Source organism: Pseudomonas maumuensis, assembly GCF_019139675.1.
GTDB lineage: Bacteria > Pseudomonadota > Gammaproteobacteria > Pseudomonadales > Pseudomonadaceae > Aquipseudomonas > Aquipseudomonas maumuensis.
In genome coordinates, this window is record NZ_CP077077.1 from 759973 (window position 1) to 785781 (window position 25809).

Annotated in this window: 25 protein-coding genes and 1 pseudogene; 14 read left to right on the plus strand and 12 right to left on the minus strand. The window is 67.0% G+C overall.

The window, feature by feature from the left end:
- Positions 1-7: 7 nt before the first annotated feature.
- From KSS90_RS25815 to ypfJ, 3 genes and pseudogenes are all read right to left on the minus strand, one after another.
- Positions 8-871, minus strand: a complete 864-nt coding sequence (locus KSS90_RS25815) for a methyl-accepting chemotaxis protein (protein ID WP_375538113.1) — start codon at positions 869-871, stop codon at positions 8-10.
- 39 nt (positions 872-910) lie between these two features.
- A pseudogene (locus KSS90_RS25820) lies at positions 911-1792 on the minus strand (methyl-accepting chemotaxis protein); the annotation flags it as partial.
- Positions 1793-2152: 360 nt separating this feature from the next.
- Positions 2153-3037: a KPN_02809 family neutral zinc metallopeptidase gene (gene ypfJ / locus KSS90_RS03595; RefSeq protein ID WP_217868221.1), complete on the minus strand. Its 885-nt coding sequence runs from the start codon at positions 3035-3037 to the stop codon at positions 2153-2155.
- A gap of 199 nt (positions 3038-3236) precedes the next feature.
- On the opposite strand from ypfJ, the gene pcaH reads away from it, so the two are divergent.
- The 4 genes from pcaH to KSS90_RS03615 all read left to right on the plus strand — a co-directional run bounded on the left by pcaH (position 3237) and on the right by KSS90_RS03615 (position 8142).
- On the plus strand, positions 3237-3956 hold the full coding sequence (gene pcaH / locus KSS90_RS03600) for a protocatechuate 3,4-dioxygenase subunit beta (RefSeq protein ID WP_094012489.1): 720 nt from the start codon (positions 3237-3239) through the stop codon (positions 3954-3956).
- 11 nt (positions 3957-3967) lie between these two features.
- A complete protein-coding gene (gene pcaG / locus KSS90_RS03605) occupies positions 3968-4573 on the plus strand; it encodes a protocatechuate 3,4-dioxygenase subunit alpha (RefSeq protein ID WP_217868222.1) in 606 nt (201 codons plus the stop codon).
- 241 nt (positions 4574-4814) lie between these two features.
- Positions 4815-6380 carry a collagen-like triple helix repeat-containing protein gene (locus KSS90_RS03610; protein ID WP_217868223.1) on the plus strand — a complete coding sequence of 522 codons (1566 nt, stop codon included), beginning with the start codon at positions 4815-4817 and terminating at the stop codon, positions 6378-6380.
- Between the two features lie 91 nt (positions 6381-6471).
- The gene (locus tag KSS90_RS03615) at positions 6472-8142 is read left to right on the plus strand and encodes a ShlB/FhaC/HecB family hemolysin secretion/activation protein (RefSeq protein WP_217868224.1); all 1671 of its coding nucleotides are present in this window, start codon (positions 6472-6474) and stop codon (positions 8140-8142) included.
- A 143-nt stretch (positions 8143-8285) separates the two neighbouring features.
- Here KSS90_RS03615 and KSS90_RS03620 read toward each other — a convergent pair whose 3' ends face one another.
- Together KSS90_RS03620 and KSS90_RS03625 are read right to left on the minus strand one after the other, a co-directional pair.
- Positions 8286-8693, minus strand: coding sequence for a response regulator (locus KSS90_RS03620; RefSeq protein WP_217868225.1), 408 nt, complete (start codon positions 8691-8693; stop codon positions 8286-8288).
- A 47-nt stretch (positions 8694-8740) separates the two neighbouring features.
- Positions 8741-8923: a Flp family type IVb pilin gene (locus KSS90_RS03625; protein WP_217868229.1), complete on the minus strand. Its 183-nt coding sequence runs from the start codon at positions 8921-8923 to the stop codon at positions 8741-8743.
- Between the two features lie 289 nt (positions 8924-9212).
- On the opposite strand from KSS90_RS03625, the gene cpaB reads away from it, so the two are divergent.
- The 8 genes from cpaB to KSS90_RS03665 are packed head-to-tail and all read left to right on the plus strand — an operon-like array spanning position 9213 to position 16693.
- The gene (cpaB, locus tag KSS90_RS03630; RefSeq protein WP_217868232.1) at positions 9213-10160 is read left to right on the plus strand and encodes a Flp pilus assembly protein CpaB; all 948 of its coding nucleotides are present in this window, start codon (positions 9213-9215) and stop codon (positions 10158-10160) included.
- Between the two features lie 19 nt (positions 10161-10179).
- Positions 10180-11472, plus strand: coding sequence for a type II and III secretion system protein family protein (locus KSS90_RS03635; RefSeq protein WP_217868233.1), 1293 nt, complete (start codon positions 10180-10182; stop codon positions 11470-11472).
- Positions 11469-12659, plus strand: coding sequence for a CpaE/TadZ family protein (locus KSS90_RS03640; RefSeq protein ID WP_217868234.1), 1191 nt, complete (start codon positions 11469-11471; stop codon positions 12657-12659). Before KSS90_RS03635 ends, KSS90_RS03640 begins: the two co-directional genes overlap by 4 nt.
- The gene (locus KSS90_RS03645) at positions 12656-13912 is read left to right on the plus strand and encodes a TadA family conjugal transfer-associated ATPase (RefSeq protein ID WP_217868235.1); all 1257 of its coding nucleotides are present in this window, start codon (positions 12656-12658) and stop codon (positions 13910-13912) included. The genes KSS90_RS03640 and KSS90_RS03645 overlap by 4 nt, the downstream gene beginning before the upstream one ends.
- Positions 13909-14790 (plus strand): type II secretion system F family protein, encoded by an 882-nt coding sequence (locus KSS90_RS03650; RefSeq protein ID WP_217868237.1) that lies wholly within the window; start codon positions 13909-13911, stop codon positions 14788-14790. Before KSS90_RS03645 ends, KSS90_RS03650 begins: the two co-directional genes overlap by 4 nt.
- A gap of 2 nt (positions 14791-14792) precedes the next feature.
- Complete coding sequence (locus KSS90_RS03655; protein ID WP_217868239.1) at positions 14793-15680, plus strand: type II secretion system F family protein; 888 nt, start codon at positions 14793-14795, stop codon at positions 15678-15680.
- 38 nt (positions 15681-15718) lie between these two features.
- Positions 15719-16420 (plus strand): tetratricopeptide repeat protein, encoded by a 702-nt coding sequence (locus tag KSS90_RS03660; protein WP_217868241.1) that lies wholly within the window; start codon positions 15719-15721, stop codon positions 16418-16420.
- Between the two features lie 12 nt (positions 16421-16432).
- On the plus strand, positions 16433-16693 hold the full coding sequence (locus KSS90_RS03665) for a DUF3613 domain-containing protein (RefSeq protein WP_217868242.1): 261 nt from the start codon (positions 16433-16435) through the stop codon (positions 16691-16693).
- Positions 16694-16873: 180 nt separating this feature from the next.
- Here the strand turns inward: KSS90_RS03665 and KSS90_RS03670 are convergent, their stop codons facing one another.
- The gene (locus KSS90_RS03670; RefSeq protein WP_437180051.1) at positions 16874-17656 is read right to left on the minus strand and encodes a response regulator; all 783 of its coding nucleotides are present in this window, start codon (positions 17654-17656) and stop codon (positions 16874-16876) included.
- Positions 17657-17769: 113 nt separating this feature from the next.
- The gene (locus KSS90_RS03675; RefSeq protein WP_038706832.1) at positions 17770-18240 is read right to left on the minus strand and encodes an A24 family peptidase; all 471 of its coding nucleotides are present in this window, start codon (positions 18238-18240) and stop codon (positions 17770-17772) included.
- 75 nt (positions 18241-18315) lie between these two features.
- On the opposite strand from KSS90_RS03675, the gene KSS90_RS03680 reads away from it, so the two are divergent.
- Together KSS90_RS03680 and KSS90_RS03685 are read left to right on the plus strand one after the other, a co-directional pair.
- The gene (locus KSS90_RS03680) at positions 18316-18759 is read left to right on the plus strand and encodes a TadE family protein (RefSeq protein ID WP_217868244.1); all 444 of its coding nucleotides are present in this window, start codon (positions 18316-18318) and stop codon (positions 18757-18759) included.
- A complete protein-coding gene (locus KSS90_RS03685) occupies positions 18756-21392 on the plus strand; it encodes a PAS domain-containing sensor histidine kinase (protein ID WP_225933130.1) in 2637 nt (878 codons plus the stop codon). Before KSS90_RS03680 ends, KSS90_RS03685 begins: the two co-directional genes overlap by 4 nt.
- On the opposite strand, the gene KSS90_RS03690 is transcribed toward KSS90_RS03685, so the two are convergent.
- From KSS90_RS03690 to KSS90_RS03710, 5 genes are all read right to left on the minus strand, one after another.
- On the minus strand, positions 21377-23332 hold the full coding sequence (locus KSS90_RS03690; protein WP_225933131.1) for a pilus assembly protein TadG-related protein: 1956 nt from the start codon (positions 23330-23332) through the stop codon (positions 21377-21379). The two genes, KSS90_RS03685 and KSS90_RS03690, sit on opposite strands and share 16 nt — an antisense overlap.
- A 150-nt stretch (positions 23333-23482) precedes the next feature.
- Positions 23483-24043 (minus strand): DUF4136 domain-containing protein, encoded by a 561-nt coding sequence (locus tag KSS90_RS03695; RefSeq protein WP_217868245.1) that lies wholly within the window; start codon positions 24041-24043, stop codon positions 23483-23485.
- Positions 24044-24062: 19 nt separating this feature from the next.
- The gene (locus tag KSS90_RS03700) at positions 24063-24695 is read right to left on the minus strand and encodes a DUF4136 domain-containing protein (protein WP_217868247.1); all 633 of its coding nucleotides are present in this window, start codon (positions 24693-24695) and stop codon (positions 24063-24065) included.
- Positions 24696-24715: 20 nt separating this feature from the next.
- Entirely contained in the window at positions 24716-25465 is a 750-nt protein-coding gene (locus KSS90_RS03705) for a methyltransferase domain-containing protein (RefSeq protein WP_217868249.1), read from the minus strand.
- A complete protein-coding gene (locus KSS90_RS03710; RefSeq protein WP_102684835.1) occupies positions 25462-25767 on the minus strand; it encodes a MazG-like family protein in 306 nt (101 codons plus the stop codon). Before KSS90_RS03710 ends, KSS90_RS03705 begins: the two co-directional genes overlap by 4 nt.
- Between the last annotated feature and the right edge of the window lie 42 nt (positions 25768-25809).

Sequence of the window (25809 nt, forward strand, 5' to 3'; positions counted from 1 at the left end):
ACCGGTGTCAGACGCGGAACTGGCTGACCAGGGTCTGCAGGTGGCCACCCAGGCGCGCCAGCTCGACGCTGGAAGCGGCGGTCTCGTCGCTGGCCGCGGCGGTCTGTTCCGACACGTCGCGCACGTTGAGGATGCTGCGGCTGATCTCTTCGGCCACGGCGCTCTGTTGCTCGGCGGCGGCGGCGATCTGCTGGTTCATCGACTGGATGTTCGACACCGTGCGGGTGATGCTTTCCAGCGAACCACCGGCCTTGCGTGCCAGCTCGACGCTGCTGTCGGTCAGGTTGCGGCTGCCGTTCATCACCTCGGCGACCTGCTGGGTGCCCTGTTGCAGGCTGGCGATCAGGCCTTCGATTTCCTCGGTGGACTGCTGGGTGCGCTGGGCCAGGCCACGCACCTCGTCGGCGACCACGGCGAAACCACGCCCGGCTTCACCGGCACGGGCCGCCTCGATGGCGGCGTTGAGCGCCAGCAGATTGGTCTGCTCGGCCACCGACTTGATCACGTCCATGACGCTGCCGATCTTCTGGCTTTCCTGCTGCAGCAAGGTCATGGCCTCGGTGGAGCGATGCACTTCATGGGCCAGGCGCTCGATCTGGCTGATGGCTTCACCCACCACCTTGTCGCCGACACGGGCTTCGTCGTCGGCGTTGGTCGCGGCGTGGGAGGCTTGTTCGGCGTTGCGCGCGACTTCCTGCACGGTGGCGGCCATCTCGTGCATGGCGGTGGCCACCTGGTCGGTCTCGACCTTCTGGCTGTTGGCGCCGGCGCTGGTCTGCTCGGTCACCGCCGACAGCTCTTCGGCGGCGCTGGCGATCTGGGTCACGCCGTCGCGGATGCCGGTGATCAGGTCGCGCAGGGTGGTGCCCATGCGCGCGATGCCTTGCTGCAGGGCGCCCAGTTCGTCGCGGCGGGTGACGCGCAGTTGCTGGGTGAGGTCGCCGCTGGCGATGCGGTTGACCACGTCCATGGTCTCGCGCAGCGGGCGGGTGATCTGGCGGGTGATGATGAATGCGGCGAGCACGCCGACCAGCAGCGCCAGCAGGGTAGCGGTGGTCTGCAGGCTGCGGGCCTGGACGCTTTCGGCGTCACGGCGCTCGATCTGGATCTTGTACAGGTCGTCGCTGCGCTTGACGATATCGGCACCCTGCACGGTCATTTCGGCACGGGCCACGCCAATGGCGGCGGTGGCGTCGCGGAACTGACGCACGGCATCGCGGTAGGCCAGCACGGCGCTTTCGAACTGCTGGATGCGCGAGGCTTCGGCCGGCAGTTGGCGCTTGAGGCTGTCGATTTCGTTGAGGGCGTTCTCCAGCTGGCGCAGGGCGGCCTGCTCGGCTTCGCTGGTCAGGTCGGCGATGTAGCTGCGCACGTCAAGGCGCACCTGCACCAGTTGTTGCTTGGCCTTGCTGATCAGCAGGTACTGGGCCAGGCGGCTGGCATCGCTTTCGCTGCTGGACAGCACGGCGCCGCTGATCGCTTCGATGGCGTCGTTGGCGCGGGCCGCAGCCTGGTTCATCGAGTCGCGGGCGGCGAGGGTGGTCTTGTAGCCCTGGCGCATCTTCTCCAGCGAAACCCGGTACTCGCTGATGCTCTGGCCCTGCTCGCGCAGCAGCTTGAGGTTCTCGGGGCTCTTGAAGGTGTTGACCAGGTGTTGCTGCTGGCTGCCGAAGGCGTCGAGCTTGGCCTGGACGTTGCCTGCCGAGGCGTCGTCGCCGTTGGTCAGCATCCACTGCAGGCGGGCTACGCGCAGGTTGGTCAGGTCACTGTTGAGCTGGGTGATGTCGCTCATCCAGTTGCTGCGGTCGATAAGGCTGCCCAGGCTGTTCCAGCCGGTCAGGGCCAGCAGGCCGGTCAGGACCAGGACCAGGCCGAAGCCCAGGCCGAGTTTGAGGTTGACGCTGATATTGGCGAACCAACTGTTCATGCACGCTCTCCCAGAAAATGATTTCGCTCACTTGATCTCAAAAGCTGGGCGTTGTTGTTGTCAGGTAGCCCGCAGATTTGTGTAGGACTTATCGGCAACGGAGGGAGAAGCTGAAACGCTTTTTCGGCAAATTTGTAACTTGTTGAATATGTTTGTGTTTTTGACGTTGCCATTTGCGGGTAAGCCGGCTCCGCAGCAGGAGCCGGCTCGCCGGGGACGGCAATTTCAGAGGCTACGCGCGCTGAACGTGTCGCACTGGTTCAGGTCGCCGCTGGAAAATCCGGCCTTGAACCAGCGTACGCGCTGCTGCGAGGTGCCATGGGTGAACGAATCGGGCACCACGCGGCCCTGGCCCTGCTGCTGCAGCCGATCGTCGCCGATGGCGTTGGCGGCGTTCAGCGCCTCCTCGACATCCCCCGGCTCCAGCCAGTTCAGGCGTTTCTGCGCTTGGTAGGCCCAGACTCCGGCCAGGCAGTCGGCCTGCAGCTCCTGGCGTACCAGCAGGCCATTGTCGCCCTCCATGCGTTGGCCATTGCGCCGTGCGGCGTCGACCTTGGCCGAGACGCCGAGCAGGGTCTGCACGTGGTGGCCGATCTCGTGGGCGATCACATAGGCCTGGGCGAAGTCGCCGGCGGCCTTGAAGCGGGTTTCCATTTCGCGGAAGAAGGTCATGTCCAGGTATACGCGCTGGTCGCCTGGGCAGTAGAACGGCCCGACCGCCGATGAGGCGAAGCCGCAGGCGGAGTTGACCTGGCCACTGAACAGCACCAGCTTGGGGTCGCGGTACTGTTTGCCGGCCTGGGCGAACAGAGCCTTCCAGGTGTCCTCGGTGTCGCCGAGGATCGAGGCGACGAATTCGGCCTGCTCGTCGTTGGTCGGTGGTGCCTTGCCATCGACGTTGGCCGGGGCGGTCTGTTGCTGCTCCATCTGCCCGGCCAGCTGGCCGAGGATCTGCAGCGGGTCCTGCCCGGTAAGCCAGCCGATGCCGACGATCAGCAGGATGGCGCCGAGCCCAAGGCCCTTGCCGCCGCCGAAGCGCATGCCGCCGCCACCCCCTTCGCCGCGGGCATCGACCACGTTGTCGCTGCGTCGGCCTTTTCGCCATTCCATGTAGAGCTCTCCGGTTGCTGAAACATGAAGTCAAAGATTAGTTCAGCGCTGACCGAGGTGTATCCCCCGTCGCTGATACATAACCAAATGGTTATGCCTGGGACCGCTGAATTCAATATTCATCCCGTCGCACCTGCCGGAAACTGCAAGTCCGCCTGCCACGCCCAGGCGTTCGATAATTCCAAGAGAGGAAACCGGCATGCCCGCCCAGGACACCAGCCGCTTCGTGATCCGTGATCGCAACTGGCACCCCAAGGCCTTCACCCCCGACTACAAGACCTCGGTGGCGCGCTCCCCGCGCCAGGCGCTGGTCAGCATCCCGCAGTCGATCAGCGAAAGCACCGGCCCGGACTTTTCCCACCTGCGCTTCGGCGAGCACGACCATGACCTGCTGCTCAACTTCAACCAGGGCGGCCTGCCCATCGGCGAGCGCATCATCGTTGCCGGGCGGGTGGTCGACCAGTATGGCAAGCCGGTGCCCAACACCCTGGTGGAAATGTGGCAGGCCAATGCCGGTGGTCGTTACCGGCACAAGAACGACCGCTACCTGGCACCGCTGGACCCGAACTTCGGCGGTGTCGGCCGCTGCTTGACCGACCGCGACGGCTACTACAGCTTCCGCACCATCAAGCCCGGCCCGTACCCCTGGCGCAACGGCCCTAACGACTGGCGCCCGGCACATATCCACTTCTCCATCAGCGGCCCGTCGATCGCCACCAAGCTCATCACCCAGCTGTACTTCGAGGGCGACCCGCTGATCCCGCTGTGCCCGATCGTCAAGTCGATCGCCAACCCCGACGCCGTCGAACGGCTGATCGCCAGGCTCGACATGAGCCACGCCAACCCCATGGATTGCCTGGCCTACCGCTTCGACATCGTCCTGCGCGGCCAGCGCCAGACCCACTTCGAAAACCGCTGAGGAGGCCCGTCATGCCTATCGAACTGCTGCCGGAAACCCCTTCGCAGACCGCCGGCCCCTATGTACATATCGGCCTTGCCCTGGAAGCGGCCGGCAACCCGACCCGTGACCAGGAAATCTGCAACCACCTGGCCCGGCCCGATGCACCGGGCGAGCACATATTGCTGATCGGCCAGGTGTACGACGGCAATGGCCACCTGGTGCGTGATTCGTTTCTGGAGGTGTGGCAGGCCGACGCCGAGGGCCGCTACCAGGACGAGTACCACCTCGAGAACGTCTTCAACAGCTTCGGCCGCACCGCGACCACCTTCGATGCCGGCGAGTGGACCCTGCACACGGTCAAGCCGGGGGTGGTGAACAACGCCGCGGGTGTGCCGATGGCCCCGCACATCAATCTCAGCCTGTTTGCCCGTGGCATCAATATCCACCTGCATACCCGGCTGTATTTCGATGATGAAGCCGAGGCGAATGCCAAGTGTCCGGTGCTGAACCTGATCGAGCAGCCGCAGCGGCGCGAGACCTTGATTGCCCGGCGCTGTGAAGTGGACGGCAAGACGGCGTACCGCTTCGACATTCGTATCCAGGGCGATGGGGAGACAGTGTTCTTCGACTTCTGATGCCCCGGTCGGCAAGCCCGGCAACACTGGCAGGGCTTGCCGCTTGTACTAATGAGTTACGACTAATCCTTTCGTGGCGCGTCCCTGTACGCGTCGTCAAACCACTGAAATTTCGGTTGTTTTCCCGCCCTCATTGCCCCTGCCACAGGTACTAACACCAAGTTGTGAGCTACCCGATTCGGCGCCGTGCGCTTTCACTGCTGTTGTGAGCAAAACAATTAGCAGCAGCGGGAGTCCTTCCATGAACACTCAAGCGTGGATCAAGGCGGCAACGGCGCTGACGATGGCCGTGAGTCTGGGCCTTGCCGGTTGCAGCAGCGGCGGCGGCGGGCATCACAGCGAGGTTGATGGTTCGTCGTCCGATGGCGGCGCGGGTGCCGGAGCCGGTGGTAGCGGGGGCGATGGCACGGGCGGCAGTGGTGGCGGCGGTAGCGGTGGCACCACGACCCCGGGTGATGGCAGCGCCGGTACCGGTGGCGGCGGTGGCGGCACTGGTGGCACTGGTGGCACTGGTGGCGGCACCACACCCGGTGGTGGGGATGGCGGTAGTGGTGGAGGCACCACACCCACTGCGCTGGTCACCGGCCAGGTGGTCGACCAGTTGGGCAATACCGTGTCCGGGGTCGGTGACGGTGTGAGCAATCTCGGCCAGGTGATCGGTGCGCTGCCCATTGCCGGCAATACCTCGCTGAGCGGTGGCGTGGGCACGCTGGTGTCCTCCGCCGGCACTGCGGTGAACAGCGTCGGCGATGGCCTGAGCGAGGGCCTGGGGCAATTGGGTACCGGCAACAATGCCGTGGGCACCACGCTCGGCGTGGTCGGTGCGGCCACCGCCGACCTGGGCGGCGGCGTCTCCGGCCTTGGCCAGGGCGTGGCCGGGCTGGCCAGCAGCGGGCCGGTCGAGCAGGTGCCGGTGGTCAACCAACTGGTCGCCGGGGCCGGTCAAGGCGTCGACCGGGTTGGCCAGGCCGTGACCATGCTCGGCGACACCCTGTCGCCGGTCGGCACCAGCGGCCCGCTCGCCGGGGCGACCCAAGGCGTGAGCGATGCCTTGGTGCCGGTGGTCTCGCTGGTGGAAAACACGGCGGCCAATGCCACGCGGCAGACCGGGCTCGCCGGGCCGCTGAACCAGGCGCTGAACCAGACCGGTGGTGCCCTGAACCAGGCCGGCCAGCAACTGGCGGGGGCGGGCAACGGCAACCCCTTGAGCAACACGCTCGGGCAGGCGGTGGCCAATACCGGCACCACAGTCAGCACGGCGAGCGGGCTGGCCCCTGTTACCGGCGGCCCACGCAGCGGCCTGCTGGAAACCGTCGGCGGCGTGGTGGCCGGTGCCGGCAGTGGGCTGACAGCGAGCACCGCCAGCCCGACCGTAAACGGTATCGGCGGCACTTCGGTGCAGACGGGCAATACCGTCGCCAGCCTGGGCACTGTGCTCGGTGGCAACGGCGTGGCCAACAGCGCTGCCGGGGCACCGGTGGCGGCGCTGACCCAGCAGGTGGGCAGCGGGCTCAACCCGGTGGTCGCCGGTGTCTCCAGCGTGACCCAGCAAGTTGGCGCCAGCACCGGCGTCGGCGCCCCCGTGGCGGGGTTGCTGAACCAGGTCGGTGGCGCGGTGGGCTCTGCCGGCGCGCAACTGGCCGGGAGCACAGGCAACCCGGTTGTCAGCCAGGTTGGCGCGACGGTGACCGCGGTCGGTACAACGCTCGGCCAGGCGGGCAGCTTGGTCAACGGCGGCGCGCCGGCCGGTGGTCTTGGTGGCGCGCTGAGTGGTGTGTCTGGGGCTCTGGCAGGCGGGCAGCGCTGACGCCACGGGCTACGCTCAAGGTGAGTGAGACCGACCGGCGCACCGTTCGCCGGTCGGTCATCCCGCCACCCGTGGATCATGGAGTGTCCGAATGCGCCGATTGCTGCTGACGATGCTGGGGCTGTCCGCAGCCTGCCTGGCCCGGGGTGAACCCCTGCCGAGTTTCCTCAACAGTAACGAGACCGAACGTCGCCTGCCCACGCCCAACCTGCCGGTGGATGCCTACCGGCCCGACCAGCCCGGCTTGCGCGTGCCTGGCGTGGACACCGCGCGGCAACCGCCGTTGCTGATGAACACTCGGGTGGCGGTGCGCAAGGTGCGCTTCGAAGGCGGCACCGTCTACCCCCTGAGCGATCTGCGCGAGCATTTCCAGCCGGTGATCGGGCGCGAGGTCACGCTTGCCGAGCTGATCGAGATCACCCGCCGTCTCACCCAACGCTACCAGCGGGACGGCTACCTGCTGTCGTACGCCTACCTGCCGCCCCAGGACTTCGCCGATGGCCGGGTGCGGGTGGTGCTGGTGGAAGGCTACATCCACGATTATCAAATCGAGGGCGACATCGGCGCGGCGCGGGCCTACCTGGAGCGGCTGCTGGACCGGCTCAAGGCCGAGCGCCCGCTGACCCGCGAAAGCTTCGAGCGCTACACCAGCCTGGCCGGGCGTATCCCCGGGGTGACGTTCCAGGCCCAGGTGCCGCCACCGGCGACCACCGACGGCGCGACCCGCCTGCTCGCCCAGGTGTCGCGCAAACCCATTACCACTACCCTGAGCCTCAACGACGGCAGCCGCGACGACCTGCAGGCGCTGCTGGGCGCCAGCAGCAACGCGCAGACCCGCTTTGCCGAACAATTGAGCGCCAGCGTGCTGGTACCGCCCGGCGAGGACAAGGAGCATTACTACCGCCTCGACTACGGCCAGTTCCTCGATGCCGAAGGGTCGAAGCTGCTGTTGTCGGCTTCGCGCTATCGCAGCGACCCCAAGGCGCGCATCCGTCTGGACAACGGCATCGACCTGACCCAGCACCGCGAGAACGAACGCTACTCGGTGGGCATCAGCCAATCGCTGATCGCCTCGCCCAGTGAATGGCTGGAGGTGGTCGGGCGCTTCTACGTGGTCAACGACCGCATCGATTACCAGGTGGTGGGATTCCCCCTGCGCCTGGACAGCGAGACCGATATCCGCGCGCTGTCCTTCGAAGGCGACTGGCGCAAGGCCGAGGCCCGGCGCTTGCGCATTCTCAGTGCCGGTGTGTACCAGGGCCTCGATCGCCTTGGCGCCAACACCAATGCCGACTACGACCTGGACTTCCTGCGCCTGCGGGTCTCGGGCGTGCAGAGCGACAACTTCAGCGACAACTGGCAGGGCGTGGCATCGGCGGCGGCCTACTGGAGCAACGACAGCCTGCCCGACAGCGAGCGGGCGGTGTTCGGTGGGCAGAACTTCGGGCGCGGTTATCCCAGCGACCAGGGTTCCGGTGACAAGGGCTGGGGGCTGGCCTACGAGCTCAACTACAGCTTCCGGCGCGACACTGGCTGGCTCAAGGTCGTGCAGCCGTACGTGGCGCTCGACACCGCGCGAGCCTGGTTCAACGCGCTGGACGTACGCGACTCGAAGATGTCGTCGGCGGCGCTGGGGCTGCGCTTTGGCGATATGCGCTACTACAACATCGCGGTGGAGGTGGCCAAGCCGATGTCGGACATGGCGCTGGACAGCTTCAACCGGCGGCCACGACTGAACCTGAGTTTCAGTTATCAATTGTAAGGGGGCTGTGCCCCCATCGCCGGCAAGCCGGCTCCCACACTGACCGCGCACTCGAGCGCTTTCCTTGTGGGAGCCGGCTTGTCGGCGATGCGCCGCGTCAGCGGCGCCTTCTGTAAGGGCGTTGTACGGTGCCGAGTCCGGCGTTACTTCACCGCCTGCATCAACGACTTGGGAAACAGGTTGTCCAGCGTCTCGAGCAACCGGGCGTGATAGATCGGCTTGCGGAACAGGTCGAGCACCTGCAGCCGCAGCAGGTCGCTGACATCCTCCATGTCGGCATGCCCGGACATGACGATCACCGGCAAATGCTGGCGCGCGGTGTGGTCGCGCAGGCGCTGGACCAGGCCCAGGCCGCTTTCCTCGGGCATGCGCAGGTCGGTGATCACCAGGGCGACGTCGGGGTAGCGGGTCAGCAGTTGCAGGGCGGACCTGACCGAGTTGGCGGTGTGACAACAGAAACCTTCGTTTTCCAGCAGCTCCGCCAGCTCCAGCAAGGCCTCTTCCTCGTCGTCCACCAGTAGAATCTGTTGACGCAAGGAAGAGGTCGGCATGGTCGGCTCCGGGCGGTTGGGCTACAGGTCTCGCTGGTGCGGCGCGGTCATTGGGTGATCGCGGTCTGGATCTTGGTCATGATCTCCGACACTTCGCCCGAGATGGTCGGGACGAAGCCGGCCAGCACCACCGCGACCATGGCCGCGATCACCGCGTATTCGATACCGGAGGCGCCGTCCTTGCGCTGGAGGAAGGTCTTCACGTGGAGGAGGATCTGTTGCAGCAGCATGGCACATCTCCTTGCGCTCGATGGGCGCCGGTCGGAGGGGCTTGATAAGTGACACCCCTTTGCCATCAGAGCATCGCCAAGCCGCGACGGCCTGCAAATGTAAAAAAGCATTAGTCGTAAAGTATTGGTTGTAGTTGGCGGCGCTAAGTTTCTGTTTTCGTGAAGCGTCAATTTCGTGGCTCGAAAAAACCGGTGCAGGTAATGGCGAAAGACTGCGCCTCAGCTACCGTCCAATAGCGAAATAGTTACTTTTTGCCATCATTGGTCCCGGGCGTGAGGGAGAGCGCAGATGAGCAGTCGCCTGACCATGATCCTCGCCGGCCTGTTCCTGCTCGCGGCCTTGCTCGCGGGGTACTGGGGCCTGCGCTTGAGCCGTCCGCTGGAGTCGCTGCCGGCGCCCGCGATGCCACCTGCCGAAGCCGCTGTCCCGGCCGCTCCCGTACCCGTCGCGCCACCGGAACCTCCTCGTTCGCCAATTGTGATTCTGCGCAGAGCCATTGCGGCCAACACCCCCTTGAGCGAGGAGGATGTGCTCCTAGAGCGCCTGCAGGTAGTCCCGGCCGGCGCGTTCCAGCGGCTCGACCAGGTGCTCGGACGCAGCAGCAACCGACCCCTGGCGGCGGGCAGCTGGCTGGACGAATCGAGCTTCCAGGCCGGCGGCCCCCTGGCGCGGATGATTCGCGCCCATGAGCGGGCGGTCGCGGTGGCCATCGACGATGTGATCGGTGCCGCCGGACAACTGCGTCCAGGCGATTACGTCGATGTGCTGCTGTTCCTGCGTGAAGAAAACAACAACCCGCAGTCCTCCGCCCAGGTGGTGCTGCCGGCCCTGCGCGTGCTGAGTGTCGACCAGCAGATGGGCCTGGCCAACGACGGGCGCCCGGCCCAGACCGCCGAAGAGCAGAAGGCCCGCCGCGACCAGCAGTCCATTGGCGGCAACCCGGTGCGTACCGTGGGCTTGGCCGTACCCGAGGCCCTGGCCAGCCGGCTGATGCTGGCCGCCCAGGCCGGAACCCTGCGCCTGGCGGTGCGCAGTGCCGACGAGGCGCTGTTGGCGGGCTATTGGTCCGGCCAGGACGCCAGCCCGCAGCTGGAAACGGCCAACCGCGATCTCTACCGCTTCAGCCAGCTGTCCCAGGTGCCCCTGGCCAGCCAGACGGCGGCCGCGGCGGCGAGCGCGTCGACCATGCAGATCATCCGCGGTGCGCAGAACAGCGATAACAACAAGACTCCCTGAACCGGCAAGGATGCGATCCATGCGTAGTTCTTTGCGTGTTATTCCACGAGGCAACTGGTTGCTCCCGGCGCTGCTGGCCCTGGCCTTGCTCGCACCGACGGCGCAGGCAGCCGCGAAGGGTTGCGCGGCCTTCGGCCAACTGCCCTCGGTCATCGAGATGGATCAGGGCCTGCAGCAGGAACTACGCCTGCCGGTGGCCATCACCCGGGCGGCGGTCGGCGAGCCCAAGGTCGCCGATGTGCAGCCCAGCGGCGAGCGGGCCGTGCTGCTCACAGCGGTGGGGCAGGGCAGCACCAGCCTGATGCTGTGGACCGACTGCGCCGCCCAGCCGCACCGCGCCATGCTGTTCGTCAAGGGCCGGGCCAGCGCCGACATGGCAGAGACCGCGCAACTGCCCACGGCCCAGGAGGACCTGCCCGTGCAGGTGCAGGCCGATATCCGCTTCGTCGAGGTGCGCCGGCTGAAGTACAAAGAGGCCGGCGCGCGGTTGTTCTTCAAGGGCTCGAACAACAGCCTGATCGGCTCGCCCAATACCGTGCCCAACACTGTGGTGCGCCCCGGTTACGTGCCGAGCATCGCCACCGGCACCAACCCGGTGACCTACGCCGATGTGCGGCCCGGCATCCCGCTCGACAACGACGTTTTCAACATTGTCTGGGGCGGCGGCAGCAGCCGCTTCCTGGCGATGATCAACGCCCTGGAGAACAGCGGCTTCGCCTACACCCTGGCCCGCCCCAGCCTGACCGTGCTCAGCGGCCTGACCGCGAGCTTCCTGGCCGGTGGCGAGATCCCCATCCCGGTGCCCAGCAGCGGCAGCGACAACGTGTCGATCGAGTACAAGGAGTTCGGCGTGCGCCTGGCGCTGACCCCGACCGTGGTCAGCCGCAACCGCATCACCCTCAAGGTGGCGCCCGAGGTCAGCGAGCTCGACTACAACAACGCAGTGGTCATCGCCGGTACCCAGGTGCCGGGCCTGAGCGTGCGCCGCACCGACACCAGCATCTCGCTGGCCGATGGCGAGAGCTTCATCATCAGCGGGCTGATCAGCAGCAACGTGCGCTCGGCCGTGGACAAGATGCCGGGCCTGGGCAACCTGCCGATCATCGGCGCGTTCTTCCGCCAGTCGGCGCTCAACCGCGAAGAGACCGAACTGCTGATGATCGTTACCCCGCACCTGGTCCAGCCACTGGCCGCCAATGCGCGCCTGCCGGAGCTGCCGGGCGAGGCGCTGCGCACCTACGACCCCAGCTGGGGCCGCCTGTTCTTCATGGAAAACGGCAATTTCGAAGGCCGTGGCGGGTTGTCCCAATGAGCGAAAGCCTGAACCAGACCTACCTGGCCCTGACCCGCAACGACGAAGACCTGCACTGGCTGCAGGGCGCGTTGGCGCCGCTGGGGCAGGTGATCGGCGCCAGCAGTGCGAACCTCGACGAGTTGCTGGCGCTGGTCGACATGACCTTCAGCAACCTGGTGTTCATCGGCCTGGACCGCGAACAGCTGATTGGCCAGTGCGCGCTGATCGAGGGCCTGCTGGAAGCCAAGCCGATGCTGGCCATCGTCGCCCTCGGCGACGGCATGGACAACCAGCTGGTGCTGCACGCCATGCGCGCCGGCGCCCGCGACTTCGTCGCCTACGGCTCGCGCGCCAGCGAGGTGGCGGGGCTGGTGCGGCGCCTGGGCAAGCGCTTGCCGACGGCCACCAGCAACCCCAGCCTCGGCGGCCTCACCGTGCTCTACGGCGCCCAGCGCGGCGCCGACGGCGCGCTGCTCACCACCCACCTGGCGCGGGTGGTACAGGAGAGCGGGCAGCAGACCCTGCTGCTCGACCTTGGCCTGCCCCGCGGCGACAGCCTGGCCTTGCTGGGCCTTGAGGCGTCGTTCCATTTCGGCGATGCCCTGCGCCACCTGCGCCGGCTCGACGCCACCTTGATCGACAGCGCCTTCACCCGCGACAAGGGCGGCCTGCGCATCCTCGCCTATGCCGACAACGACGAGGCCCTGCAGCAGTCCAGCGCCGCCGAGCTGCACATGCTCCTCGGCGCTCTGCGCCAGCACTTCCAGCACATCGTCGTGAACCTCACCGGGCAGGCCGACAGCGAGGCGCTGCGGACCCTGGTCAGCCACTGCGACAAGCTGATCGTCTACACCGACCAGAACATCCTCGACTGCCGGCGCAATCTCGACGTGCTCGAGCAGTGGCGCGACCGTGGCATCAAGCTCGAACACGCCAGCCTGCTGGTGGACCGCTACCTGCGCCAGGTGGCGCCGGATGCCGAGGCCCTGGCCAAGCGCTACGGGCTGCCCTTGCTCAAGGTCATGCCGTACAGCCCGGAAGTGCGCTTGAACGCCAAGAACCAGGGCCTGAGTCTGTTCGAACTGGCCCCGCGCGAAAGCCTTACCCAGGCCCTGCGCGGGCTTGGCGAGCGCCTGGCGCGGCGCTCGGAAAACCTGGCGCCGCCGGGCCAGACCTGGCTGCGCCGGCTGTGGGGCAACCGATGATCAGCGAAGAGCCCTTTGGCGGGCCACGTCACGCGGCCAGTGATCCGCAGGCGCTCAAGCGCGCCTTGCACCGGCACGTGATCGATGCCATCGAGGACAGCGGCCGCAACCTGCTGGAGGGCGCGCGGCCGGTGCTGGCGCAGTTCGTCCTCGAGCAGGTGGGCGACTATGTGGCGCGCCTGCGCCTGGCGCTGTCGCGCTACGAGATGGAGCGCCTGGCCGAGGAGATCGTCGACGAGCTCACCGGTTATGGTCCGCTGGAGGTGCTGCTGCGCGATCCGAGCGTCACCGAGATCCTGGTCAACGGCCCGTACCGGGTATTCGTCGAGCGCTCCGGCCTGCTGCAGCAGACCGACCTGCGCTTTATCGACGCGCACCATGTCGAGCGGGTCATGCAGCGCATCCTCGCGCCCCTGGGCCGGCGCCTGGACGAGTCGTCGCCGATGGTCGATGCGCGCATGCCCGATGGCAGCCGGGTCAACGCGATCATCCCGCCGGTAGCCCTGGACGGGCCGTGCCTATCGATCCGCAAGTTCCGCCAGGACATGCTCAAGAGCGCCGACCTGCTGGCCACCCGGGCCATCGACCAGCCCATCTACGACTTTCTCGAACGCGCCGTGGGCCGGCGCTGCAACATCCTGGTCAGTGGCGGCACAGGCACCGGCAAGACGACCCTGCTCAATATCCTCAGCCAGATGATCGCGCCCCAGGAGCGCCTGGTGACCATTGAGGACGTGGCCGAACTGCAGCTGCACCACCCGCACGTGGTGCGCCTGGAAACCCGCCCGCCGAATGCCGAGGGCCACGGCGAGATCAAGGCCAGCGAGCTGATCCGCAATGCCCTGCGCATGCGCCCCGACCGCATCATCCTCGGTGAGATCCGCGGCGCCGAGGTGCTCGATGTGATGACCGCGATGAACACCGGCCACGACGGTTCGATGAGCACGGTGCATGCCAATACCGCCCAGGACGCCCTGCTGCGCCTGGAGACCCTGGTCGGCCTGACCGGCCGGCAGGTCGCCGAGAAGACCCTGCGGCAGATGATCTGCGCCGCGCTGGACGTGGTGATCCAGCTGACCCGCCTGGCCGATGGCCGGCGCTGCGTCAGCGAGGTGCTGGAAGTGGTCGGGGTGCGTGACGATGTGTATGTCACCAACACCTTGTTCCGCCTGGACCGGCGCAGTGGCGAAGGCTTTCTGCGCGAGGCGCCGAACCCCGCCGGCGGCAAGCTGCGCCACGAAGGAGTGCTGTGATGGGCCCGCTGCTGCTGGCGCTGTCGCCCCTGTGTCTGGGCATGGCCTTGCTGCTGTGGCGCCTGGGCCTGTACAAGCGCGGCGAGGAGCGCATCCTCGAACGCCTGGGCCGGGCCTACCGTGCCGTGCGCAGCGGCACGGCACGGCGCGACTGGCTCGACCCGTTGCTGCAGCGTGCAGGCCTTGCCCATGCCGATTTTTCCCCGCGCCCCTGGCTGCTGGGCTGGCTGGCGCTGACCCTGCTCGCCGGCCTGCTGGCCGGCTGGGCGGCGGCGCTGATGGTGCTGGCGGGCTTGCCTCTGCTCGGCCACCTGTACCTGGGTTGGCGCTGCCGGCGCCGCCTGCAGCAAATCGTCCAGCAATTGCCCGGCCTGCTCGACTACAGCGTGCGCAGCCTCAAGGCCGGGCGCACCCTCAACGAGGCGGTGCTTGGCGGCGTCGACAGCACCCGCGAGCCGTTGCGCTCGGCGATGCTGCGGGTGCGGCGCAACGTGCAGCTCGGTGTGCCGCTGGAGGATGCCGTCAGCGAGTTCGCCGAACTCTACGGCCAGGCCGAGCTGCGCATGTTCGCCCTGGGGCTGCGCATCAACCAGCGCCACGGCGGCAACGCCAGCGAACTGATGGAGAACCTGATCAAGCTGATCCGCGAGCACGAGCAGGGCGACCGGCAACTGCGCGCCATGACCGGCGAGACCCGCATCACCGCGTGGATCCTCGCCGCGCTGCCGCTGGTGATGGTCGGCTACTTCCTGTTCGCCAACCCGACCTACCTGCTGGCCATGTGGCGTGACGCCAGCGGCCAGATGATGCTGCTGTTTGCCTTTGTCATGCAGGCGGTCGGCTGCCTGGTGCTGTGGCGCATGATGAGGAGCCTGTGACCATGGCCTTGATGCTCAGCGCCCTGTGCCTGTTCGCCGCGTTCGCCCTGCTGGCCGCGCAGGCCATCGGCCAGTGGCGCGCTCGCCAGCGCGTGGCGCGGCGCCTGCAGGGGCGGCTTGACCGAGACGAGCGCCTCGGCGACTGGTTGCAGTGGCTGGGCAGCAGCCCCTGGGGACGGCGCCTGCAAAGGCTGGACGGCGAGACCCAGGCGCTGCTCGACCGCCTGGGCTGGCGACGCAGCCGGCAACGCGCGCTGTTTGCCGCCGTGCAGTTGGGGTCGCCACTGCTGGCGGTGGGGGTGACGCTGTTGCTGGCTCATGGTCTGCCCGGAGAAAGTCCTGGGCACTGGGGCGTGCTGGTGCTCTGTGCGCTGGGCGCGGGCTACCTGTTGCCCAAGCGCCTGCTGGTCGTGGCGGCGGCTCGGCGCCAGCGGCGGATCGCCGGGGAGGTGAGCCTGTTGATCCCATTGCTGCGCATTCTTTTCGAAACCGGGCTGGCGGTGGAGCAGGCTCTGCGGGTGCTGGCCCAGGAAGGCCGCAGCCTGGTGCCGAACATCAGCGACGAGTTGCGCCTGGTGTTGCAGCGGGTCGATTCCGGCCTGGCCCTGGGCCCGGAGCTGGAAAAGACCGCGCGCCTGCTGGCGGTGGACGAGCTCATCGACACCTGCGTCATTCTCCAGCAACTGCTGGTGCAGGGCAGTGGCTCGATGAAGTCGCTGCTGGCGCTCAAGGAACTGCTCGACGACCGCCGCCTGACCGGCCTGCAGGAGCGGGTATCGAAGATGTCGGCGAAGATGTCGGCGGTGATGATGGTGTTCTTGTTCCCGGCTCTGCTCATCGTCCTGGCCGGGCCGGGGTTTTCCGCCCTGGCGCGGGCCTTGGGCTCATGAGCGCCTGCACGTCTGCGTATTGAAAGGGGAGATGCACAATGAAAGCCATCCTGACCTTCATCAGCCTGCTGCTGCTCACCGGCTGCGCCGGGCAGCCTCCCGAAGGCCTGGCGCGGCTGCTGGGCGGCGGCACTTGTGGCAAGCCCGACGCTGACCAGCAGTTGAGCCTGGACATGGCCGACCAGATGATCAGCGAAGGCCGCCCGCACGCCGGGCTGGCCCATCTGGAGCAGTTGCCCGAGCAGCTCGACCAGGTGCGTCTGCGCAAGGCCAAGGTGCTGCGCCTGCTTGGGCGCCCAGAGGCCGAACCGCTTTACCGCAGCCTGCTCGGCGGCTGCCTGGCCGCCGAAGGCGAGCACGGCCTGGGGCAACTGGCCTCGGCCCGTGGCGACGACCCCCAAGCCCTGCGCAATCTGCAACGCGCGGCGCGGCTGGCGCCCACCGACGAGAAGGTGCGTAACGACCTGGGCGTGGTGCAGATGAACCTGGGCAATCACGAACAGGCGCGTTTCGAATTTCTCACCGCCATCGAACTCAAGGACGACAACCCGCTGCCGGCCGTCAACCTGGTGACCTTGTCGCTGGTGCAGGACAACTGGCGCCAGGCGGAGGATCTGGTCAATCGCCTGCACCTTAAGCCCGAACAGTTCGCCGAGGCCCAGGCCCGGGCGCAGCGCATCCTTGCCAACGGGCGTGGCCCGCTGGCCGCCACCGAATCCCCGGCCGCGGCCATCAACTGAGCGGAGGTGATCATGTTCAAACCCTGGATCGTCCTGGCCTGCCTGGGCGCGTCACTGCCGGCACTGGCCGAAGACCCGCCGCGCCAGCCGCGCCCGCAGACCGCCACCGAAGCCCTGTTGCAGGTGCAGGCGAGCAACCGCCAGGCCTCCAGCGTGCGCCAGGTGCAGACCGACAAGGAACGCGACCAGGCCATGCAGCGCTGGCTGGACAGCTACAAGTATCCGATCCCGGATTTCTACCGCTGGACCAAGATCAGTTCGTCGAACAATTGAGAGCGCACAGGTTGATGCAGTCAGCAAAACGATAAGGGCCGCTCTGCGCCCCATCGCTGGCAAGCCAGCTCCCACAAGGGCCACGTACTGCCTGAAGTTTGCGCAAACCTGTGGGAGCCGGCTTGCCGGCGATGGGCTGCGCAGCAGCCCCAGTCACGCTGGTTGGCGGTCGTCAGCAGATCAATGGGTGGTAAAGCGCTGATGCACCGGCGAAGAGCGTGGGGTCAGCGCCAGCGCCAGCTGCGTGCGGTTGTGCATGTGGGTCAGGCGCAGCACCTGGGACACGTACAGCTTCACCGTGTTTTCGGTGATGCCCAGTTCGCAGGCGATCTGGTAGTTGGTCTTGCCCTTGCTCACCAGCCGGGCGACTTCCAGTTGCCGCGGCGACAGCTTCTCGAACGCCGCCGGCAGCTCCGGCTCGCCTTCCTCGCTATCGCCGGCGCGCCGATGAGCGCCCTGGCCCCGGGCTTTTTCCAGGTCTTGGTAGAGGTCGTCGATGGACTCGGCCAACTCCTGCAGGCGCTGGTTGAGGCTGCCCAGTTCGCGGAAGTTGCGCCGCCGCTCCAGCAGCGCGGCTTCCTGCCGACGCACGCCTTCGAGCAACTCTTCCAGGTCCATGGGTTTCTGGTAGTAGTCTGCAAAGCCCTCGCGCAGGGCGCGGATCACGTCCTGCTTGTCGGCGCGGCCGGTCAACATGATCGCCTCGAACATGCGCTGCGGCCCGGCGATCTGCTTCAGTGTGCGCACCAGTTCGATGCCATCGCGTTCGGGCATGTGCAGGTCGCACAGGATCAGGCCGATGGTCTCGTCCGCCTTGAAGCAGTCGATGCCCTGGCTGGTGGAGTGGGCGGGGACACAACGGTAGCCCTCGCTTTCGAGGAACTCGCATAACTCTTCGACGATCACTGGCTGGTCGTCGACCACCAGCACTTTCACCTCACTGACGGGTTTGTTCACGATCAACTCCCTGTTGTATCGGCCCTGCTCCCGGGCCAGACGCTCTGGCAGTTAGAAAAGTAGTCGCACTTTGCCGTTATGTACATCGGTCCTACTCCAGATTACGACCCTTCGGTCGTTTATTGGATCCATACGGCTGTCAGAAGGAAGCCCGCGAGCACATAGGGGGCGAAGGGCTGCTTGTCGCCGACCTGTTCGGCCAGCGCCTGCAGGCGCTTCTTCACCTTGGGGTTGAGCAGGGTCCACAGGCGCCGGCGGCCGAACATCCAGGCCAGGACGGTGACCCCGGCGCCGATGAAGGTGCCGAGCACGTACTGCGGGCTGGTGGCCAGGGCCAGGGCGCCCATCAGTTTCACGTCGCCGGCGCCGAAGCGGCCAAGCATGTAGCCGGGCAGGGTGAGCAGCATGACGATGGCCAGGCCCCAGCCGGCCTCGCTGGCGTCGGCGCCGATCCAGCTGCGTCCGGTGGCGAACAGCCAGGCCAGGGCGCACGCTGCGACGCCCAGGGTCAGGGCGTTGGAGATTTGTCGTTCACGGACATCTTGTTCGGTGCACAAGGCAAGCCACAGCAGGAGAACAATGCTTTGCATTGGCAAAATGCCATCCCTATTCGTTGAACGGTTCTATGCTTTCAGACAGGTCTCACAGTCAGGGTAGACGCGAACATGAAAGCAGGCCCGGCGGGACAACAAAAAGGCGCGGCTGCCATCGAGTTTGTCGCGGTATTCATGGTGTTTTTCGCGGTGTTCTATGGCTTGGTCAGCTACGCCTTGCCGATGCTCATGCTGCAGTCGTTCAACCAGGCCAGCAGCGAGGCGGTGCGCCGCTGCGTGTCCGTGGACCCGAGCAGCCAGACCTACGAGCTGGACGTGCAGGGGCTGGCTCGCCAGGTGATCGGCCAGCAACTGGCGTGGATGCCCAATGCGCTGGGCTTCAACGTGAACACCGATACCCGGGTCACCGTCAGCACGGACAAGGTGCTGACGGTGGTGATCGACTATCCCCGCGAACGCCTCAACCGCGTCTTGCCAACCTTGTTGCTGCCCGTGATCGGTGACGTGCCCAAGCTGCCCGCGCGGCTGCAGGCCCAGGCGAGCCTGCAACTGTGAGTGGTGGTCTGTTCGACCGCTGGTTCGCCGTGCCGGCCCCCGCCCAGGCGCCCGAGGCGACACCCGCCGTGGGTCTGCAATTGTGGCTCGACGACCAGGCGCGGGTGCTGCGCCTGGCCGGCCCGCTGCGCAGCTTGCTGGCTTTGCCCGGCCAGGCTGGCGCGCGGGTGCATGACTACCTTGAGCGACACAGCTGGCTGGTACTCGAAGGCCAGCCCGCCGACTGGCAGGGGCAGCCACTGGACCTGGACTTCCATACGGTCATGGGCCACGCCCTTCATACCCGCGGCTGGCTGCAACGCCACGAGCAGGGCTGGATGCTGCAACTGTTCGATATCGGCGATCTGCTCCGCGAACAGCGCTGGGATCGCCAGCGGCCCCTGCTCGGGGAGATCGGCCATGCCCTGCGTGAATGCGGTGCCGAGCGCCTGGCGCAGACGGTACGCGAGCAGTTGCGCAGCCTGGCCGAGCACTGGCAGGCTGCCGCGCTGCGCCTGGTGCTGCGCGAGCCGGGCGGCTGGCGACACTACGCCAGCAGCGACGAGACCTGGCCCTGGCCCGATGACCGGCGGCTGCGGGATCGGCTCGAGCGATGGCCGGCCCATACTCTGATCGACGTGCGCGACGACCCCGAACTGCTGGCGCTATGTGGAGGCGCCTCGCTGTTCCTGGTGCCTTATCGGCAAGGTTTGGAGGCCGAGGCCTGGATGTTGTGCGCCGGAGCGCACCAGGTGCCTGCGCTCGACATGGCCCTGGCCCTGGTGCGGACCTTGACCGAGCCACTGCTGGTACGCCATCGCCGCCAGCAACTGCAGCACCAGGCCCATCACCTCGACGACCTGCAGCAGCAGTTGGGCGCGGGCTGGTGGGAGTGGCCGGCGCACGGCGACCTGCAGTTGGACCCGGCCCTGGCCACGACCCTTGGCCTCGACAGCCGGCTCGACCTGACCCAGTGGCTTGCCCGTCTGCACCCGGCCGACCGCGAACCGGCGCAGCTGGCACTGGATCAGGCGCGTGAAGGGCAGGCCTTGAGCCTGGGCGTGCGCCTGCTGGACAGCGACCCGCTCGCGGCACCGCGCTGGTTCCATTGGGCCGGCCAGGGCCGGGGCGGCCAACTGCGCGGCTTCCTGCTCGATATCAGTGCCCTCAAGGCCCAGGAACAGCAAGCCGGTGCGGCCCGGGCGCGATTGGAAAACCTCATTGCCCGCTCACCCGCGGTGATCTACGTGCAGCGCTATGCCGAGGGCGCGCTGCACAGTGACTTCTATAGCGCCAGCCTGGCGCCGTTGCTGGGCTGGGAAGGCGACGGCGAACTCGCCCGCCAGCCGGGCCTGGCGGTGCATCCGGACGACCGCCCGCTATGGCTGGAGCGTACTCGCGGCCTGCTGCGCGATGGCCAGGTGCGTTGCCGCTATCGCCTGCGCGACCACCTCGGTGGCTACCACTGGATGCTGGACGAGGCTCGCCTGCTGCGTGACGACCTCGGCCAGCCGCTGGAAGTGGTCGGCCTGTGGCTGGACGTCAGCGAAGCCACCGAGGCCGCCGAGCGCATGCGCCAGAGCGAGGAGCGCTACCGCGTGCTGGTGGAGGACTCACCGGCGATGATCTGCCGCTATCGCCCGGACCTGACCGTGCTGTTCGGCAACCGCCCGCTGGCCGACTACCTGGGCTGCATGCCCGAACAGTTGCAGGGCATGGATCTGGGGCATTGGTTGTCCGCCGAGCAGCGCGAAACGTTCCTCCAGCGCTTGCAGGCCTTGACCCCCGAACAACCGGTGAGCAGCGCGGAGATCTGTTTGCAACTGCCCGGCCGTGAGCACGCCTGGTGGGTCTGGGCCGATCGCGGGCTGTTCGATGGCGAAGGCCGTCTGCTGGAGGTGCAGGCCGTGGGCCGCGACAACACCGAGGTGCGGCGCAGCCAGCAGCAGCTGTTGCAGGGTGCCAAGATGGCCACCCTCGGTGAGCTGGCCACCGGCTTGGTACACGAAATCAACCAGCCGCTCAACGTGATGCGCATGGCTGCGGGCAATGCTCTCAAGCGCCTGGAGAACGGCGCCGCCGATCCGGCCTACCTGGCGGACAAGCTGCGCCGCATCGAAGCCCAGGTCGAGCGTGCTGCCCGCTTGGTCGATCACATGCGCGTATACGGTCGGCGCTCGACCGTCGAGCGTGAGCGCTTCGCCGCTTGGGACGCGGTGCAGGGCGCCCTGGCACTGCTCGAGGAGGGCTTGCGCGGCAAGGGCGTGGAGCTGCACCTGGAGTCGCCGGAGTCGATGCCACAGGTGCTCGGGCATCAGGACCAGCTGGAGCAGGTGCTGATCAACCTGATGGTCAATGCCCGCGATGCCTTGTTGGAAAAGCAGGTGGCGCAGCCATGGATCCGCGTGCGCCAGGCGCTGCACGGTGAGCGGTTGTGGCTACTGGTGGATGACAATGCCGGCGGTATCGATGCAAGGCTGCAGGCGCGGATCTTCGAACCCTTCTTCACCACCAAGCCGGCCGGTGTCGGCACCGGGCTGGGGCTATCGGTCAGCCATGGCATCGTCAGCCAGATGGGCGGCGGGCTGACGGTGAGCAACTCCTCCGAAGGCGCCTGTTTTTGCATCGACCTGCCAGTTCACAGCACCAATTGAGCATGGCCGCTTGAGCAACTGAGGTTGGCGCCGACCTCGGCAGTGGCCAGATCGATGCCCAGTACCTTGAGCAAGCCGCTGACCAGGGGATCGAGCAGCGGGCTGAGCAGGTTCCTGATTACCGGCTCGAGGATGTTCTTCACCCCGTCCAGCAGGCCAGCAGTGAGCACCAGCACCTGGCCGAGGCCACTGTTGCCGATGGGCTTGTAGGCTTCCAGGTGAACACCGGAGAGGGTGCCGGAAAGACTGGCCACCACCTGGGCCTGGTCGGTATCCATAGGCTGGAACATCGGATCCTGGCCGATGGTGCGCGGCGCATGGTCCCCGGCGAAGAGCAGCGGTTTTTCCGTCGGGCCGCTGCCGAGCAGCTTGCTGTCTACCCGCAGGCCGATGCCGCCACCGGCATAGGGCACGCGTGTGCCGCAGGAGGGTGGCAGGATCAGCAGACGGCTGCAGACATTGGTGCCGATGTCGATGACCGGCAGAGCCTGCACTTTGACCAGGTCAGGCCCCTGGGTGAGGAAGTCGGCCGGTGAATCGAACCTGCCGATCGCGATCCTCGCCGCCGAGCGCTGGGTGAGGGTGTTCAGGCTCTTGGGGGTGCAGCTGTAATTGTCGGGCGGTGCCGGGCGCAGACGGCTGGTGCCCTCGGCCACTTCGATGCCGATGTCGATGTGCAACTGACTGTCCAGCAGCCTGATGTCGCTGACCTTGCACGGAATGCCCAGGGCGCAGGTCAGCGACTGCACAGTGCCCAGCAGGTTGAGGCTGAGCAGGTTGTTGAGTACGTTGGTCAAGGGCGCCGCCAGGTCCAGTACGGCATTGAGCAATCCGGCGATACCACTCAGCAGGGGCAGGTCCAGGGACACCAGCGCGCGGATCTGCGCGGTATGCACGCGCAACTCATCGCTGCGCGGGTCGCCGACGGCGGAGTTCTGCGGGGGCTGGATCACCTTCAGATACACGCGGCCATTGATCAGTCCCAGCACGTTGATGGGGATCTCGGCATTCACCGCTTGTCGATTAGCCGCCAGTTGAATCATGGCCTGGATCAGTTGCAGCACTTGCACGTTCGCGTCCAGGCCCGCCTGGACAGTACCGGTTTGCAGGTTGAGCAACTGCCCCAGGGTGATCTGCCCTTTGAGGTCCGCGGCGAGTTTGAGCAGATTGCCGGTCACCTCCACGGCGGCGCCGCTTTGCTGCAGTACCTTGACGGCGACGTTTAGCAGCTTGTCGGCGGTGGTCTGGAGGTTCAGCAGCTGCTGGTAGTCGCCCAGGTTCAGGTGCAGGTCGGTGGACAGTGCGTCGAGGTAATCGAGCAGGTTGAGCTGGGTATCGGCGATGCCTTGCCAGCCCAGCACGCTGAGCTGCGTGCTGCCGCCGATGGCTTTCAACAGGGCGTTGAGAATGGCCGACTGCATCGAACTGACCTGCAGCAGTGTGCTGCGAATGCTCAGCATTGCCTGGGGCGGCCCAGGGCTTGCGGCCACCGCGCTGGCGCGCAGGGTAGTGGTGCGGGCGATGGCACCGCCCTGCACCAGTGCGTAGATGCCACCGGCGAAGCTGGTGACCACCACATTGCTGACCTCGACCTTGATCGCCTCGTTGCGCTGATTGTCGGCAGTGAAGGTGCGCAGGTTGTCATTGCCGGTGCGCAGGTAGCCGCAGCTGGCGATCAGCGGGTTGAGCGGCGAATGGCCGTTGCGGGTGGCGGCGGTGCGGGCCAGGGTGGATGCCTGCGGGCCGCTGCCGGTGCAGGCACCGTCATGCTCGGCGGCTTCCAGCGCAGCCATGTCGGCGATGCGTTGCAGCTTGCGTTGTTCGAGGTAGAGGCGGCCGCTGTCGACGGTCAGGAGCATGAAAACCAGGGCCAGGCCCATGGTCAGCGCGGCCATCAGGCCGATCGCGCCGCGTTGGCGCACAGCGGAACGGGGAACCACGGGCACTCCTTTGCCGGCCTATGGCCCGGCAGCGCGGCGGCGGTGCAAGGAGTGTAGTCAAGGTGATGGCAAGTTGCCTTGATCGAAGTGCCCTGCCCCCAGCGACGCATCGCCGGGGCGGGGCAGCGGGTTTGCCCCGCCATCAGGGGCTCAATGTGGTGGGTAGTTGCTCAACACCTGGGTGACGGTCTTCTGGATCGCCGCATTGCGCTCCTGCGGGCTGGGCGGGTAGTTGTTCATGATCTGTTCGGCGCTGCCCCGCCACACCAGCTTGCCGTCACGCCCATCGAACAGGTCGACCTGGATGGTCGCCACCTTGTAGTCGACGCTGCGGGTCTCGTTGTACATCGGCCCGCCCCAGTAGCCGCCCCAATAACCGCCCCAGGCGCCGCCGTAGTTGGTGGTGATCTGCTGCTGGCGGTCTTCGACGATCAGATAGGCGCGCACCTTCACATCGGCCCGGGCATTGCCCTGGGCCGGGCGCAGGCCGCGCTGGTCGAGCTGGCCGGCGACCGCCTGGCGAATGCGTTGCTCGGTCAGGTCGCTCTTGATCCGCGGGTCGTCCGGGCGATATTGCAGGCCCGGCTCCTGCCAGGCCCAGCTGCGGTAGGCGGCGAAGTCGCGGCTGGCGTCGAAATCGTGCTGCACGTTGTTGCTCGAGCAGGCGGCCAGCAGCAGGGCGAAGGACAATAGAACGAGACGGCGCAACATGATGGTTCTCCGTGGGAGGTTAGCTGGGAGGATAGCCGCTCATCGCCTTGCTCACCGACTCGCGCAGGGCGCTCTCGCGTTCACGCGGCGAGTCCTTGTCGCTGCCGCTTTCGGCACTGGCGCTCCACACCGGCTGGCCGTTGCGAGCATCGAACAGGTCGATGCGCACCACCATCACCTCGACTTCGTAGGTGCGCACGATCGGCACGCTGGCGTAGCCACCATAGCCGTTGCGATAGCCACCGTAGCCGACGCCACCGTAAGGGTAGGGGCCGTAGTAGGGATCGTAGTCGTAGTCGCGTACTTGGCGCAGGCGCCGTTCCACGCGCACGTCGGCGCTGACCAGCAGGTCGGCGGGCGCATTGTGCGCCGGGCGCAGGCCGTGCTGGTCGAGGGCGCCGCTCACCGCGTCGGCCAGCTGGCCCGGCGTGGCGTTGACCAGGCCCCCGGGTGGCTGGTTGTTGCGCCAGCTCCAGCTGCGGTAACGGCCGTAGTCGCGTGCCGGTGCGGGGTAGGCGCTGGCGTCGAAGGTACCGGCGGCCTGCGGCGGTGCCGGTGGCAGCGGCTTGCCGCTGGCGACATAGGGGTTGCTGCCCTGGCAGGCGGCCAGGGCGAGGGGGAGCAGGGCCAGGCAGAGCAGACGGTACGGCATGGATCCTCCTGGCGAGCGGGTCAGTGGGGGCGGCACATCCAGTGCAGGTAGCGGCCCAGGCCGGCGAAGCTGGGGTGGCGGCGGTGCGCCAACTCCATTTCCAGCAGGTCGAGCAGCTCGGCCTTGGCCTGGAACTCCTTGGGCATGTAGTCGTGGAATACCCGTACGCCGCTCTCGCTTTCGACCTGCCACAGAGCTTCAAGTTGCGCCTTGAGCTCGCGTGGATCAAGAGGTTTCTGTGGCGTGAGGCTCTGCTTTTCACCGGCCAGGCGATTGTGCCGCAGCTTGCGGAAATGGCCCTTGAGCAGGTTGCGGTAGACCAGCGCGTCGCGGTTGTAGAAGGCCAGCGACAGCCAGCCGCCCGGCGCGGTCAGCTGGTGCAGCACCGGTAGGATGCTTTCGGGCTCGGCCAGCCATTCGAGCACGGCGTGGCACAGCACCAGGTCGTAGGGTTCGGTGAGTTGGCCCAGCAGGTCCTGCCAGGGCGCCTGGATGAACGTGGCCTGCTGGCCAGCCTCGGCGAAGCGCGCACGGGCGCCGTCGAGCATCGGCGCGGCGGGTTCGGCGAGGGTCAGGTGGTGGCCACGCTGGGCCAGCCACAGGGCCATGTGCCCGAGGCCCGCGCCGATATCGAGCACCCGCAGGGGGCGGTCGGGCAGGGCTTCGGCCAGGTCGGCCTGGAGCACCGCCAGGCGGATCGCCCCCTTGGCGCCGCCGTAGATCTTCTCGGCGAAGCGGCTGGCCAGCTCATCGAAATGACGGTCGTTCATTTGGCGAAGCGCCTCTCGCTGTCGGCGAGCTTGGCCCGCACCACCTCGTTCATGTCCAGGCCCAGCTCGCTGCACAGCAGCAACAGGTAGAGGACGATATCGCCCACTTCCTGGCCGGCGTGGGCAAGCTGGTCGGCGGGCAGCTGGCGCGACTGGTCTTCGCTCAGCCACTGGAAGATCTCCACCAGCTCGGCCATTTCGACGCTGGCGGCCATGGCCAGGTTCTTCGGGCTGTGGAAAACCCGCCAGTCGTTGGTGTCGCGGATGCGGTGCAGGCGTTCGGTCAGTTCTTGCAGGTTCATCGGGATCTCCTCGTGGCGCATAGCTTCCGGCGAGGTTCCTTG